The following is a 14,795-nucleotide window of genomic DNA, read 5'->3' on the forward strand; positions in this document are numbered from 1 at the left end:
TACGGGGCCGGGAGCGGGGCGCCATCCGTCCGGTTGAGAGACCGCCAGGTCAGGTGGATGCTGGTGGCTAACAAGCGAGGAGTCAGATGCGCTGGGCGCTCGCCTACGGCGGAGCTCAGCGAGGCCGGACGACACCACCAGCAAGGCTCGCGCGGCTCATCAAGGCCCGCGCAGGCCCCGACCAGATCTGAACAACGACCCGACCGGGCGCCGCCAGGGCCGTGCAACCGGCCACCCGGCCCGGCAGTCCCGGCCGACGTCACATGGCCGTCAACCGTTGCGGTCGGCGACCTTGACGCCCCCTGGGTGCCGGTGAACACTTCCGGTGTCAGTCGACATCGCCGTACATACTCGGCGTATCCGGCACTGAGGCGCGCGGGCGCGCCTGCGCCAAGGCCCTTTCCCCCACGGGCGATTCGGCTGCGACGGCACGCTCGTCACGGATGCCGGGCGGGGCGCGGGATCTCCCTGCCTTCGGCTGAAGTAGCCATGGGAAACGCACCCTGCACATGAGGACCGGGGCGGATCGTCCCCGGGCCTGGCCTAGGAGCCGCCATGAGCAACGTAGACATCTTCGTCGGCGAGATCATCGGCACGGCGATCCTGATCCTCTTCGGCGCGGGCGTCTGCGCCGCCGTCACCCTGAGATTCTCGAAGGCCAGGGCGTCGGGCTGGATCGTCATCGCGTTCGGCTGGGGATTCGGTGTCCTGGCCGGCGCGTACACCGCCGCCCCGCTGTCGGGCGGCCACATCAACCCCGCCGTCACACTCGGCCTGGCCGTCGACACAGGCGTGTGGGACAAGGTCTGGGTCTACCTGCTCGGGCAGATCGTGGGGGCAATGCTGGGCGCCATCCTCGCGTACCTGCTCTACTTCGCCCAGTTCCGGGCCAACGTACGGCAAACGGGCACCACGGACGGCACGGTGGACGAGGCGGTACCGACGCTCGGCATCTTCTCCACCATCCCTGAGATCAGGAACCCGGTCGCCAACCTGATGACGGAGATCCTCGCGACCATCGCCCTGGTGCTTCCCATCCTCGCGCTGGTCGGCGATGACAGGGTCGTCCAGGGTGTCGGCATCGGACCGATCCCGGGCGAAGGAGCCGGAATCTATGGCTCCGGCATCTCGATCCTCCTGGTGTCCCTGCTGGTCGTCGGGATCGGCCTCTCGCTCGGTGGGCCCACCGGCTACGCGATCAACCCCGCCCGTGACCTCGGTCCGCGCATCGTGCACCAGTTCCTCCCGATCCCGAACAAGGGAACGTCCGACTGGGGGTACGCCTGGATCCCGGTGGTAGGGCCCGCGGTCGGCGGAATTCTCGGGGCCCTCATCTACAACGCAGCCTTCTGACCAAGCGATCAAGAGGTAGCCATGACGGACAACTCCGAGAAATTCGTAGCAGCGATCGATCAGGGCACCACCTCCAGCCGCTGCATCGTCTTCAACCAGGACGGCGCCATCGTCGCCGTGGACCAGCGCGAGCACCGTCAGATCTTCCCGAAACCCGGGTGGGTGGAGCACGACGCCACCGAGATCTGGTCCAAGGTGCAGGCGGTGGTCGCCGGGGCGCTCGCCAAGGCCGGGCTGCGTGCCGACCAGCTGAGCGCGATGGGGATCACCAATCAGCGCGAGACGACCCTCCTGTGGGACCGCGCGACGGGGAAGCCGGTGCACAACGCCATCGTGTGGCAGGACACGCGGACGGCGGCGCTGTGCAACCAGCTGGGCGGCTCGGACGGGCAGGACCGTTTCCGCGAGCAGACGGGTCTGCCGCTGGCCACCTACTTCTCCGGGCCCAAGGCGGCCTGGCTGCTCGACAACGTGCCCGACCTCCGGGCCAGGGCCGAACGCGGTGAGATCGCCTTCGGAACGATGGACTCCTGGCTGCTCTGGAACCTCACGGGCGGCACGGACGGCGGACAGCACGTCACCGACGTGACCAACGCCGGGCGCACCATGCTGATGAACCTGGAGACCCTCCAGTGGGACTCCTCGATCCTCTCCGCGATGAACATCCCCGAGGCAATGCTGCCCGAGATCAAGTCCTCCGCCGAGGTGTACGGCACCGCCCTCGGTCAGCTCGCCGGCGTGCCCGTCGCCTCCGCGCTGGGCGACCAGCAGGCGGCCGTGTTCGGCCAGGCCTGCTACGACGTCGGCACGGCGAAGAACACGTACGGCACGGGAAGCTTCCTGCTGCTCAACACGGGCAACCGCCCGGTGTCGTCGAAGAGCGGTCTGCTGACGACGATGGGGTACAAGATCGGGAGCGAGGCGCCGGTCTACTGCCTGGAGGGGTCGATAGCCATAACGGGCGCGCTGGTCCAGTGGTTCCGCGACCAGCTCGGCATCATCCGTACCGCCGACGAGATCGAGCCCCTGGCCGCGAGCGTGGAGGACAACGGCGGCGCGTACATCGTGCCGGCGTTCTCGGGCCTGTTCGCGCCGTACTGGCGCTCCGACGCGCGTGGCGTGGTCACCGGGCTGACCCGGTACGTCACCAAGGCGCACCTCGCGCGCGCGGTGCTGGAGGCGACGAGCTGGCAGACACGCGAGGTCGTGGACGCCATGTACCAGGACTCCGGGGTGCACATCACCACCCTGAAGGTCGACGGCGGCATGACGAAGAACAACCTGCTCATGCAGCACCAGGCGGACGTGCTCGACGTGCCGGTGGTGCGGCCCAAGGTCTCCGAGACGACCTGTCTGGGCGCCGCGTACGCGGCCGGTCTGGCCACCGGTGTGTGGAACGACCTGGACGAGCTCAAGGCGCACTGGCAGAAGGACGTCGAGTGGACGCCGTCCATGGAGGCGTCGGTGCGGGACCGCGAGCACCACAACTGGCGCAAGGCCGTGGAGCGGAGCTTCGGCTGGGAGGAGGACGGCGACAGCTAGCACGCGCGCGTGGAGCTTGATTCGGACCACGCGCGCGTGGAGCGGCGTTTCCGGACTGCGGACCGTACCCCTGTCGGCGGGGGTACGGTCCGCGCCCGCCGGTCGGCCGAGCGTCAGGTGGTGACCGTCTGGCGGCGGTCGGCCGCGTACGCCATGGCGTGCTCGACGACGCCGATGAGTGCCTCCTTGACCGACTCGCGGTCGCGGGCGTCGCACATCAGGAGCGGTACGCCGTCGTCGAGGTCGAGGGCCTGGCGCACGTCCTCGACCGGGTAACGCGGGGCGCCCTCGAAGCAGTTGACGCCGACGAGGAACGGTATCGCGCGCCGTTCGAAGTAGTCGACGGCGGCGAAGCAGTCCTCCAGGCGGCGGGTGTCGGCGAGGACGACGGCACCCAGCGCGCCCTCGGAGAGCTCGTCCCACATGAACCAGAACCGCTCCTGGCCGGGCGTGCCGAAGAGGTACAGCACCAGGTCCTCGCGGAGCGTGATGCGGCCGAAGTCCATGGCCACGGTCGTGGTGTGCTTGCCTTCCACACCGCGGATGTCGTCGACCGGGCGCCCGGCCTCGGTGAGCAGCTCCTCGGTGCGCAGCGGCCGGATCTCGCTGACCGCGCCGACGAGCGTGGTCTTGCCCACGCCGAAGCCGCCGGCCACCAGGATCTTGAGCGTGACGGGCTCGACCGGAGGCTTGCCGCGCTCAGAACGCCCGAAGATCATCGATCTCTTCTCCTGCTTGATGGGGGTCGGGCGACGGTGAGCCGTAGCCTCCGCCGCCTGGGGTTTCGATGACGAGTACGTCGCCGGTGACGACGTCCGCGGAGTCGCTGCCGCCGAGTTCGCTCACGGTGCCGTCGACGTGTTCCACTCGGTTGGCGCCGAGAGCGCCGGGCTCGCCACCCGCCATACCGTACGGGGGGACACGGCGATGCTGGGACAGCGTGGAGACCGTCATGGGCTCCAGGAACCGGATGCGACGCACGGCGCCGTCGCCGCCGCGCCACCGGCCGGCTCCGCCGCTGCCGCGCCGGACCGCGAACTCCTCGAGGCGCACGGGCAGTCGCCACTCCAGGACCTCGGGGTCGGTGAGGCGAGAGTTGGTCATGTGCGTCTGAACGACGGGGGCACCGGGGAAGCCGTCCCCCGCGCCGGAGCCGGAGGCGATGGTCTCGTAGTACTGGTGGCGTTCGTTCCCGAAGGTGACGTTGTTCATCGTCCCGGAGCCCTCGGCCTGGACGCCTAGCGCCGCGTAGAGGGCACCAGTGATGGCCTGGGAGGTCTCGACGTTGCCGGCGACGACGGCGGCAGGCGGCTCGGGTGAGAGCAGCGAGCCGGGTGGTACGACGATGTCCAGGGGGCGCAGGCAGCCGTCGTTGAGGGGGATGTCGTCGGCGACGAGCGTGCGGAAGACGTACAGGACGGCCGCGTTGACGACCGCGAAGGGGGCGTTGAAGTTGGTCGGCAACTGCGCAGACGTGCCGGTGAAGTCGATGGTCGCGGCCCGGTTCTCGCGGTCCACGCGCACGCTCACGCGGATGACGGCGCCCGAGTCGGTCTCATAGGCGTAGTCGCCGTCGTCGAGGGCGTCGATGACGCGGCGTACGGCCTCTTCCGCGTTGTCCTGGACGTGCCTCATGTAGGCCTGGACGACGTCGAGCCCGAAGTCCTCGATCATGCGGCCGACCTCGTCGACGCCCTTCTGGTTGGCGGCGATCTGGGCGCGCAGGTCGGCGAGGTTGGTCTTCGGGTTGCGGGAGGGGTACGGCGCCTCGGTGAGGAGGCGGAGGGTCTCGGCCTCGCGGAAGCGGCCGTTCTCGGCGAGCAACCAGTTGTCGAAGAGGACGCCCTCCTCCTCGATGGTGCGGCTGTTCGCGGGCATGGAGCCGGGGGCGATGCCGCCGATCTCGGCGTGGTGGCCGCGTGAGGCGACGTAGAAGAGGATCTCGGTGTCACTCTCCGTGTCGGTCGGCGGTGCGCTGTCGAAGACCGGGGTGATCACCGTGACGTCGGGCAGATGAGTGCCGCCGTGGTACGGGTCGTTGACGGCGTAGGTGTCGCCCGGGCGCATGCGGGAGCCCGGCCGCCGGATGACCTCCTTGACGCTCGTGCCCATCGAGCCCAGGTGGACGGGGATGTGCGGGGCATTGGCCACCAGGTTTCCGTCCGGGTCGAAGAGCGCGCAGGAGAAGTCCAGGCGCTCCTTGATGTTGACGGACTGGGCCGTGGATTCGAGGCGGGCGCCCATTTGTTCGGCGATGGACATGAAGAGGTTGTTGAAGACCTCAAGCAGAACCGGGTCGACTTTCGTGTCGAGTTCGGAACTCTCCGTAATCGCGGCGCGTTCCATGACCAGATGCCCGTCGTCGGTCGCCGCGGCCCGCCAGCCGTCGTCGACGACGGTCGTCGCACCGGCTTCGGTGATGATCGCGGGACCGGTGACGGTGTCGCCGGGGGGAAGGGCCTCGCGGCGGTGGAGGGGTGCGTCGCGCCAGGCTCCGCCCGTGTGGAGGCGGACGGAGTGCGGCGCGGCGGGGCTGCCGTCGGCGGTGGCTTCGTCAGGGGCGAGAGCGGAGAGATCGGGGGGTTCGGTGATGCCGGTGGCTTCGACGGAGAGGGCTTCGACGACGATCGGGCGGTCGAGCGTGAAGGAGTACGTGGCGCGATGACGTTCTTCGAAGGCGTGCCGCATCGTGCGGGGCTCGGTCAGCTCGACGGTGAGAGTGGTGTCGGTGCCGTCGTAGCGGAGCTGCGCGCGGCGGGTGATCTCGATGTGCTCCTCGGGGACGTCCTCGGCGAGGAGTTCGGCGCGTGCCGCGGCTTCCAGGTCTTCGGCGGTCTTGAGGACACCGGGCATGGAGGCTGGTTCCAGGGGCGCCTCGACGGACTGTTCGCGCATGGCGGTGGTGTCGGCGAGGCCGATGCCGAGCGCGGAGAGGACACCGGCCATGGGCGGCACGAGGACGGTGCGGATGCCGAGCGAGTCGGCGACCAGGCAGGCGTGCTGACCGCCGGCGCCGCCGAAAGTGGTGAGGGCGTAGCGGGTGACGTCGTGGCCCTTCTGGACGGAGATCCGCTTCACGGCGGACGCGATGTTGGCGACGGCGATCTGCAGGTACCCCTCGGCGACCTGTTCGGGGGTGCGGTCGTCGCCGGTCTTCTCGCGGATCTCGCGCGCGAGGGCGGTGAACCGGTCCCGGACGAGTGCGTCGTCGAGGGGCTCGTCACCGTTCGCGCCGAACACCTTCGGGAAGTGGGCGGGCTGGATGCGGCCGAGCATGACGTTGGCGTCGGTGACGGCGAGCGGGCCGCCGCCGCGGTAGCAGGCGGGCCCCGGGTCCGCGCCCGCCGAGTCAGGCCCTACGCGGTAGCGGGAGCCGTCGAAGTGGAGGACCGAGCCGCCGCCGGCGGCGACGGTGTGGATGTCGAGCATGGGGGCGCGCAGCCGGACGCCGGCGATCCGGCTGTCGAAGACGCGCTCGTACTCGCCCGCGAAGTGGGAGACGTCGGTGGAGGTGCCGCCCATGTCGAAGCCGATGACGCGGTCGAATCCGGCGAGCTGCGACATGCGGGCCATGCCGACGATGCCACCGGCCGGGCCGGACAGGATGGCGTCCTTGCCGCGGAACTGACCGGCCTCGGTGAGGCCTCCGTTGGACTGCATGAACATCAGCCGTACGCCTTCGAGGGCGTCGGCGACGTGCCGGACGTAGCGGCGCAGGACGGGAGAGAGGTAGGCGTCGACGACGGCGGTGTCCCCGCGGGGGACGAGCTTCATCAGGGGGCTGGCCTCGCTGGAGAGCGAGATCTGCGGGAAGCCGATGCGGGTGGCGAGTTCCCCCACGGCTTGTTCGTGTGCGGGGTGGAGGTGGCTGTGCATGCAGACCACGGCGACGGCCTGGATCCCGTCGTCGTACGCCTCCTGGAGGGGCACGGCGAGGGCATCCAGGTCGGGCGCGAGCAGGACGGTGCCGTCGGCGGTCATGCGCTCGTCGACCTCTACGACCCGTTCGTACAGCAGCTCGGGCAGTTCGATGCGGCGGGCGAAGATGCTCGGGCGGTTCTGGTAGGCGATGCGCAGGGCGTCGCGGAAGCCGCGGGTGATGACCAGCAGGGTGCGCTCGCCCTTGCGCTCCAGGAGGGCGTTGGTGGCGACCGTCGTGCCCATGCGCACGGTGTCGACGGGGTCGCCGGAGCCGCCCAGCAGCGTGCGGACGCCCTCGACGGCCGCGTCGGAGTAACGGGCCGGGCTGTCCGACAGCAACTTGTGCGTGAGCAGCCGGCCGTCCGGGCGACGCGCGACGATGTCGGTGAAGGTGCCGCCTCGGTCGACCCAGAACTGCCAGCCAGTCACGTCAGTACCCCGCTTCCGCGCTGCTCACAGCGCCCGGAGGCCGTTGATCACGTCGCGCAGAATACTCTCGTCCGGCAGTTCGGCAGGGGGTACGGGCCGGTTCACATGGACGAATTCCGCGTCCACGAGATCTCCGACAAGGACCCGTACCACCCCGATCGGCAGGTCGAGTTCCGCTGCGAGTTCGGCGACCGACTGCGGGACGTCACGACACAGTTCGACGATGTCCACATGCTCCGGGGAGAGCATGTGGTCCGCTTCCGGGTCGTCCGCGTGCGGTTCCGTGACCACGACCGCGATCAGGTCCAGGCGGTGCTGGCCCTGGCTGCTGGTGCGGCCGCGCGTCATGGCGTACGGACGGACGACCGGTCCGGCCTCGTCGTCGAACCAGTGCCTTCTTCCCTGACCGTCAGCGCTCATGTCATCCCACTACCCGCCTGCGGGCAGATCGGTGCGCGGAGCGGCGCCCAGATGCACACCCACTCGCTTCACCAGGAGCGTCATCTCGTAGGCGACCTGGCCGACGTCCGAGTCGGCGTCCGCGAGGACGGCGAGGCAGCTGCCGTCGCCGGCGGCCGTCACGAACAGGAAGGCGTCGTCGAGCTCGACGACCGTCTGACGGACGTTGCCGGCCTCGAAGTGGCGTCCCACGCCCTTTGCGAGGCTGTGGAACCCGGATGCGACGGCCGCCAGATGCTCGCTGTCCTCCCTGGTCAGGTCCCTGGACACTCCGGTCGGCAAGCCGTCGCCGGAGAGCACGAGGGCCTTACGGATGCTCGCGACGCGGTCCACCAGGTCGTCGAGGAGCCAGTTCAGCTCCCCCTTGTTGGTTGCGGTGTGGCCGGTCGCCTTCGGTGCGGTCATCGACCGTCCCCCTCTGTCGTTCCTTGTCGTGCTGTACCGCTGTGGGCGTCATCGCCCGTTGCGTTCTCCTCGCGGCCGCGCTGCCAGCCGCGCTGGAGCGAGGCCATACGGCTGCGTACTTCGTCGGCGTCGCGTTCGACGGACTCGGCTCTGTCCTCGGTACGCGGCTCGGACCCCCGCTTCAGCTGCGGAGCCAGATTGGCCTGGCGGACGCGCCGGGGCAGTGGCGCGGTGCCGGAGCGAGGCTCGGGCGGTGCGGAGCCAGGCCCCTGTCCCCGTCGTGCGGAGCCGGGAGCCGAGCCGGTCTCCTGGGGCGTAACACCGGAGCCGGTCACCTGGCGGGTGGGACCACCGGGGGTTTCCGGCATGGGGCCGGAGCGACCGTCCGGGCCGCTCGATGCGATCTCCGAGCGGCGCGTCCGCGTGGGCAGAGTGGGCGGCTCCGACCCGGCGCCGGACGAAGCCGGTGATGCGGTGTGCTCGCCGTCCCGGCCGGCCGCGCCGATACCCCGGCGACCGGACTCCGCCCCCCGACGGCGGGCCGGCAGGGGCGGCGGTGCGTCCGGCTGGGCTTCGCCTCGCCGGCCGTCGGTCGAGGAGCCTTCGCTGCGGCGGCGGACCGGAAGCGCGGGCTCCGACCCGGAGCGGCCCGTGGCCCCGCCGGTCATGGAGTCGTCGCCCCGGCGACGCGACGGGAGCGGGGAGGCGCCGCCACCCGACTCCGGTCGGCCGGTGCCCGTGAGGGTCTCCTCATCCGTCTTCCCGCGCCGGGGGCGCTGCTCGGTGACCGGGCGCCCGTGCGAGCTGACCAGTTTCGGGGTGTGGCGGCGCGGCAGCTGGACCGGGGCGCCCGGTTCGTCGTCGGTGTCGGTCCGGTCGGGTGCGCTGTGGGCGTCGGCGGCCTGGTGCGGACCGGGGCGGCGGACGGCTGCCTCGTCCGGGGAGCGGGTGAGGGAGGGGCGGGGACGGAACAGGCCGCCGTGTCCGCTGTCCTCGTCCTCGAGAGCGCCGGGGAAGTCGCCGATGGCATCCAGGTCGACGGGGGCCTCCAGCTCCACCGGTCCGTCCAGGAGGGAGGCCGGCAGGCCGGGCCGTTGCGCGGACCCCTGGGACAGCGCGGCGCGGCGGCTGTCCTGCGGCTCGCTCTCCTTGGCCAGCTGCGGGCGGTCGAGCCGGAACCCGATGCCGTTCGTGTCCGGGACGTCGTCCGTCAGCAGGGCGTCCGGGATGAAGACGACGGCGGTCGTGCCGCCGTACGGGGAGGGCTGCAAGGAGACGCGGACGTTCTGCCGCTGGGCGAGACGGCTGACCACGAACAGACCGAGCCGGTCGGTGTCGGACAGCTCGAACTCGGGGGTCTCGGCAAGCCGGAGGTTGGCGTCCAGGAGCGCTTCGGCGGCCATGCCGAGGCCCCGGTCGTGGATCTCCAGGGTGAAGCCGTTGGCGACCCGCTCACCCAGGACCTGGACGGCCGTGTGCGGCGGCGAGAAGACCGTGGCGTTCTCCAGGAGTTCCGCCACGAGATGCGTGATGTCGGCGACGGCAGGGCCGGTGACGGCGATACGCGGAAGGCGGCGGACCTCGATGCGCTCGTAGTCCTCGACCTCGGCGACGGCGGCGCGTACGACGTCCATGAGCTGGACGGGCTTGCGCCACTGGCGGGAGGGCGCGGCGCCGGAGAGGATCACGAGGCCCTCGGCGTGCCTGCGCATGCGGGTGGTCAGGTGGTCGAGACGGAACAGGTCGGCGAGTTCCTCGGTGTCCTCGGTCCGGCGCTCCATGGCATCGAGCAGGGTGAGCTGCTTGTGGAGCAGGACCTGGCTGCGGCGCGCGAGGTTCACGAAGACCTCGGAGACGCCGGCTCGCAGCTCGGCCTGCTTGACGGCGGCTTCGACGGCGGCACGCTGGAGGGTGTTGAGGGCCTGGCCGACCTCGCCCATCTCGTTCTTGTCGTACTCCAGGCGCGGGACCTCGGTCTCCACGTCGACCTGCTCGCCCGCCGACAGCCGGCGCATCACGCTGGGCAGACGCACTCCGGACGCCTCGTGGGCCTCCAGACGCAGTTGCCGCAGATCGCGGATGAGGGTGCGGCCGACGCGCACGGACAGGAAGAGGGAGACCAGGAGAGCGAGCAGACCGAGTACACCGGCGATGACCGCCTTGGCGATGACGCCCATGGCTACCGGTTCGACGCGGTTCTGGTAGCGGTCGTTGGCCTGGTCGTTGAGCGTGCCGAGTTCGTCGAGCACGTTGCCGGCGGCGCTGTCCCAGCTCTTGGCGGTGACGCCGCGCGGCGTTCCGCCGGTGGAGGAGTCGGCCGCTTCCTCGGCCACGCGCAGCGGAGCGGTGGAGGCGTTCTTCCAGAAGCTCTGGTACCGGTCGCGTTCCGAGACGGGCAGCAGCGGGAGGCTGGTGTCGTACATCAGGGTGCGCTGGGCCACGAGGTCGGAGATGTCACGCTCTTCGGAGTGGGAGATCTTGCCGACGATCAGGGCCGAGCCGAGGAGGGCGTCCTCGCGGGAGAGCAGTTCGCGGGCGCGGGCGAGATTGACCAGGGCGCGGTACTGCTTGTCCAGTTCCACGTTGTCGACGACGTGGAGGTTGGCGAGCAGGACGTAACACGGGTCGACCAGCCGGTTGTAGAGGTCGAGGGCCTGGGAGCGGTTGACGGTGCCGTCCTCGACACTGCGGCGCAGCGACTCGATGCCTTCGAAGGCGTCCAGGACCGCGGTCAGCCGCTCGTCGGTGTCCGCACCCATCGCGTCGCGCACATCCGGATTCCGGGCGTTGTCGCGGATGCTGCCGACGGCCTCGTCGGTGGCCGTCCGGCTGCGCCGGAGCGCGGCGAGCCCGTCGGAGGCACGGGGGTCGGCGAGGTAGACGAGGGTCTGGCGGCGTTCCTCCTGAAGGACACGGACGGTGTCCTCGATGGGATAGCCGATCTTCTCCACCACGGACGACACGTTGAACAGGTCGCCCGCCTCACGTCCCGTGAGCACCGTGGCGAAGGCCCAGATCGCCGTCAGGGACACCAGCGGCACGAGAAGCAGCGCCACGATCTTCCGGCGGATGGACTTCCCGCGAAAGCGCATGGCCTCCCCCAGCTCGGGCCCCCGGCTACCGGGGGTACACATGTGCGTCAACAAACGGCGCGAGCCTACTACCGACGCCCAGGGAACTCGAAGGCCGGTCCGGAAGGTGAACTTCCGCGCCAGCCACGAGGCATGTGGAGTTGTCCGGGCATTGCGGGAGTTGTCTCCCCGAAACCGATGGTGGCCGTGCGGGTCAAGGCCTGCGAACCGCCCAGGCGGTTGGCTGAAAGTTTTCGGTTTCTGGGAATCTTCGTGGCGGGTTGTTCGTCCTTCTCTACGGGAGATGGGGGCGGAATCGGCCACAGGAGCCGCATCCCGCGTCCGGGTGGCGTAAAACAACGCAAGCCGGGCAGCCACTGGGGAGCACGGGTCTTCGGATGCGAGCGAGCAGTCTGCTGGCGGTGGGGAGTGACACGGTGACGGGCACGGCGGAGCGGCGCGGAGCGCCCAGGGCGGGTGGGGTGCAAGTGACGGCGCGTCAAGAGGCCGAAGGGACTGATCGCGACCATCCGGCTGACGAGGCGGAGATCACAGCTCGAGGGGCGGGGGTTCCGGCTCACGAGGATGGGCGTGACGTGCGCGAACAGCAACACTACCGGCCCCTGTGGGTCGAGGAGCCGGCGCGGCGGCGCCGGTTGCCGGATCCGGTACGGACGGCCGCCGTGCGGTCGGTGATCCTCATCGCTCTGACGCTGATTCAGGCCATGGTGGCCTTCCTGTGCACGATGGCCGGGTCCTGGCTGGCGTTCCCCATGGTGATCAGCAGCGTGGTCAGCACGATCGTGGCGACCTGGGGAGCGCTCGACGTGTGGGTGACGCGTCAGGTCTGGAACCAGCGCAACGGCGTGGTGTCCATGCCGAGCAGCACGGCACGGGCCCTGCGACGCGAGCGGCGCCGCGCCCGACGGCAGGCGCGCGCCGCCGAGCGGGCGCAGGAGCGAATACGCCGACGGGGCGGGGCTGGGCAGTTGTCCCACTCGTAAGGAGTGACGGCGGGGCGCCGGCGATGCGACCGGGTCCGGGGCCGGATGCTCGCCGGACGCGGCGGACCCGGCCCATGCGGCCGATGCCCGAGCCCATACTCCTCACCGCACGACCGACTGCGCCCCTCTCCTGCCCGGCGCTCCGCGCGTATTCGCGTCTCGCCCGCACGGTGTCGCCGTCCTTGCGTCGGCCGGTGAACTGAATGCGGGCGCCGTACTGGTCGGACGAGAAGCAGGGCACCACGGCCGCCGTCCCGACGGTGCGTCCGGCGCGCAGGTTGGTCACGGCGACCCTGGACTCCTGGATGGCGGACGTCCAGTGCTCGGCGCGGGTGCCGCCGACACGGGCGACACAGCCGACGGCGACCACCTGTCGCAGAACCGTCGCACAGTCGCCGTCGCGCAGGCCGCCGTCGCGCAGGGGCAGGGTCGAACCCGACCAGCCAGGCGGTGTTACCGGCCAGCCAGGCGGTGTTGGGGACGACGCCGATGCAGACGATCACGATGTTCGCGGGGAGGGTGCGGCCGTCGGTGAGGTCCGTCCACGCCGGTGACGCGGACGCTGCTGGCGCAGTCCGGCGACGTCGGTGCCGGTGACGAGGTCGAGCCCGCCGCGGCGATGCAGCGCGGCACACGCAACGCAACGGCCAGTTCCGTGCCGAGTTGGGGCGCGAGCGGCATCAGGACGGCTTCGGGGCAGCTTCGACGACGGTGACGAAGCGGCCGAGAGAGCAGCAGGACGACGCGGTCTCGGCGACGACGCATGCGCCGCGAGCATGTCGGTGGCCGGGAGCGGCCGTTCGGGCCGGTCCTCACCGTCGAACGGTTCTGGCGCGAGGGCGAGGCGCACGCTTCGCCCACGACACGATCTACGGCCTCGCCGGTGCGGTGTGGACGAGTGACGAGGCCCCGTGCGGCGCGCGTCGCGGCCGGGCTGCGGCTCGGCACGGTTTGAAGCACATCTGGCGCAACACCCGTTCCCCACCCCAGGGTTGGTCCGACTGATCAAGCCCGCCCTGAGTGAACACCCATTGAGGAACCACCCATGAGACCGACCGCGCAGTCCCCAGACCAGCACGGCCAGGACGACGCCGAACTCACCGAGTTCGGCTACAGACCCGAACTCAAACGCACCCTCGGCAACTTCCACACCTTCGCCGCCGGGATCAGCTACATCTCGATCCTCACCGGCACCTTCCAGCTGTTCTACTTCGGCTACGGCAGCGGCGGCCCCGCCTACTGGTGGTCGTGGCCGATGGTCTTCGCCGGCCAGTTCATGGTCGCCCTGTGCTTCGCGGAGCTCGCCGCCCGCTATCCCGTGGCGGGCTCCGTCTACAACTGGTCGAAGAAGATAGGCAATCCGCATCTGGGCTGGCTCGCCGGCTGGATGATGTTGATCGCCTCGATCGTGTCCATATCGGCCGTGGCACTGGCCTACCAGTTGACGCTGCCGCAGATCTCGTCGTTTTTCCAGTTCGTGGGCGACGGCACGGGTACGTACGACGTGGCGACCAACGCGGTCATCCTGGCCGCGGTGTTGATCCTGTTCACAACTCTCGTTAACGCCTTCGGCGTCAAGTTGATGGCGAGGATCAACACGGCGGGCGTGTTCATCGAGTTGATCGCCACTGTCGTATTGATCGTCCTGTTCGCCGTCCACATCACGCGCGGTCCCCAGGTCGTCATGGAGACGCACGACACCGGCGCGGGCTATGGCAGCGGATACCTCGGTGCCTTCCTGGTGGCCTCGCTGGCCTCGGCGTACGTCATGTACGGCTTCGACACCGCTGCCTCGCTCGGTGAGGAGTCCCTGAACCCGACCCGCAACGCGCCGCGCGCGATCATCCGGGCGATCGTCGCGTCCTTCGTGCTCGGCGGCCTGATCCTGCTGCTCGCGCTGATGAGCGTCTCCAGCCTGAAGGGCGAGAAGCTGTCCACGGACGGCCTGCAGTACATCGTCCTAAACGTGCTGGGCCCGACGGCCGGCAAGGCGATGCTGTGGTGCGTGCTGATCGCCGTGACGGTGTGCGCGCTGGCGGTGCACACGGCGGCGGTACGGCTGGCGTTCGCGATGGCCCGGGACAACAACCTGCCCGCGTCCTCGAAGCTGGCCAAGTGCCATCCGCGCTTCCAGACGCCGGTCCTGCCGACCGTGATCATCGGCATCCTCGCGCTGGCGATCCTGGTGGTCAACATCCGCCAGCCGCAGATCTTCACCGTCGTCACCAGCATCGGCATCATCATGATCTACCTCGCCTACCTGGGCGTCACCGTGCCGCTGCTCGTCGCCCGGCTGCGCGGAAAGTGGCAGCCCGCGGGTGAGGGCCGGTTCTCGCTGGGCCGCTGGGGACTGCCGGTCAACATCGTGGCCGTGCTGTGGGGCGCGGCCATGACGCTCAACCTGATCTGGCCGCGGACCGCCGTCTACAACGCCACGGCTCCCCACCACTGGTACCTGCGCTGGGGCGCGGTGCTGTTCGTCGCCGTCATCGCGGGCGGCGGCTTCGCCTACTACTGGTTCGTCCAGCGGCACAAGACCGGCGTGCTCGCCGAGCACCGCTCGGACGCCACGGCCACCGCTCCCGTCGGCGCTCCGGCGGCCGACTGAAGG

The 14,795-nt window shown here is 70.1% G+C and carries 9 protein-coding genes and 1 pseudogene; 5 read left to right on the forward strand and 5 right to left on the reverse strand.

Features of this window, described 5'->3' with window-relative positions:
• Window positions 1-555: 555 nt before the first annotated feature.
• Entirely contained in the window at window positions 556-1,353 is a 798-nt protein-coding gene (locus AOQ53_RS07355; protein WP_059416041.1) for an MIP/aquaporin family protein, read from the forward strand.
• Between the two features lie 21 nt (window positions 1,354-1,374).
• Window positions 1,375-2,895 carry a glycerol kinase GlpK gene (gene glpK / locus AOQ53_RS07360; RefSeq protein ID WP_059416044.1) on the forward strand — a complete coding sequence of 507 codons (1,521 nt, stop codon included), beginning with the start codon at window positions 1,375-1,377 and terminating at the stop codon, window positions 2,893-2,895.
• 113 nt (window positions 2,896-3,008) lie between these two features.
• Here glpK and AOQ53_RS07365 read toward each other — a convergent pair whose 3' ends face one another.
• The 5 genes from AOQ53_RS07365 to AOQ53_RS07385 are packed head-to-tail and all read right to left on the reverse strand — an operon-like array spanning window position 3,009 to window position 11,201.
• On the reverse strand, window positions 3,009-3,614 hold the full coding sequence (locus tag AOQ53_RS07365) for a GTP-binding protein (RefSeq protein ID WP_059416046.1): 606 nt from the start codon (window positions 3,612-3,614) through the stop codon (window positions 3,009-3,011).
• Entirely contained in the window at window positions 3,595-7,245 is a 3,651-nt protein-coding gene (locus tag AOQ53_RS07370; protein WP_059416047.1) for a hydantoinase B/oxoprolinase family protein, read from the reverse strand. The genes AOQ53_RS07365 and AOQ53_RS07370 overlap by 20 nt, the downstream gene beginning before the upstream one ends.
• 24 nt (window positions 7,246-7,269) lie before the next feature.
• Window positions 7,270-7,665 carry a DUF742 domain-containing protein gene (locus tag AOQ53_RS07375; RefSeq protein WP_059416049.1) on the reverse strand — a complete coding sequence of 132 codons (396 nt, stop codon included), beginning with the start codon at window positions 7,663-7,665 and terminating at the stop codon, window positions 7,270-7,272.
• A 9-nt stretch (window positions 7,666-7,674) separates the two neighbouring features.
• Entirely contained in the window at window positions 7,675-8,109 is a 435-nt protein-coding gene (locus AOQ53_RS07380; protein ID WP_059416051.1) for a roadblock/LC7 domain-containing protein, read from the reverse strand.
• A complete protein-coding gene (locus tag AOQ53_RS07385; RefSeq protein ID WP_059416053.1) occupies window positions 8,106-11,201 on the reverse strand; it encodes a nitrate- and nitrite sensing domain-containing protein in 3,096 nt (1,031 codons plus the stop codon). Before AOQ53_RS07385 ends, AOQ53_RS07380 begins: the two co-directional genes overlap by 4 nt.
• Before the next feature lie 401 nt (window positions 11,202-11,602).
• On the opposite strand from AOQ53_RS07385, the gene AOQ53_RS07390 reads away from it, so the two are divergent.
• The 3 genes and pseudogenes from AOQ53_RS07390 (at window position 11,603) to AOQ53_RS07395 (ending at window position 14,792) form a co-directional block, all read left to right on the forward strand.
• Entirely contained in the window at window positions 11,603-12,184 is a 582-nt protein-coding gene (locus tag AOQ53_RS07390; RefSeq protein ID WP_330219309.1) for a hypothetical protein, read from the forward strand.
• Between the two features lie 758 nt (window positions 12,185-12,942).
• A pseudogene (locus AOQ53_RS45865) lies at window positions 12,943-13,136 on the forward strand (aldehyde dehydrogenase family protein); the annotation flags it as partial.
• Between the two features lie 93 nt (window positions 13,137-13,229).
• Window positions 13,230-14,792 (forward strand): APC family permease, encoded by a 1,563-nt coding sequence (locus tag AOQ53_RS07395; protein ID WP_059416058.1) that lies wholly within the window; start codon window positions 13,230-13,232, stop codon window positions 14,790-14,792.
• Window positions 14,793-14,795: the final 3 nt, after the last annotated feature.

Source organism: Streptomyces azureus (genome assembly GCF_001270025.1).
Taxonomy (GTDB): domain Bacteria; phylum Actinomycetota; class Actinomycetes; order Streptomycetales; family Streptomycetaceae; genus Streptomyces; species Streptomyces azureus.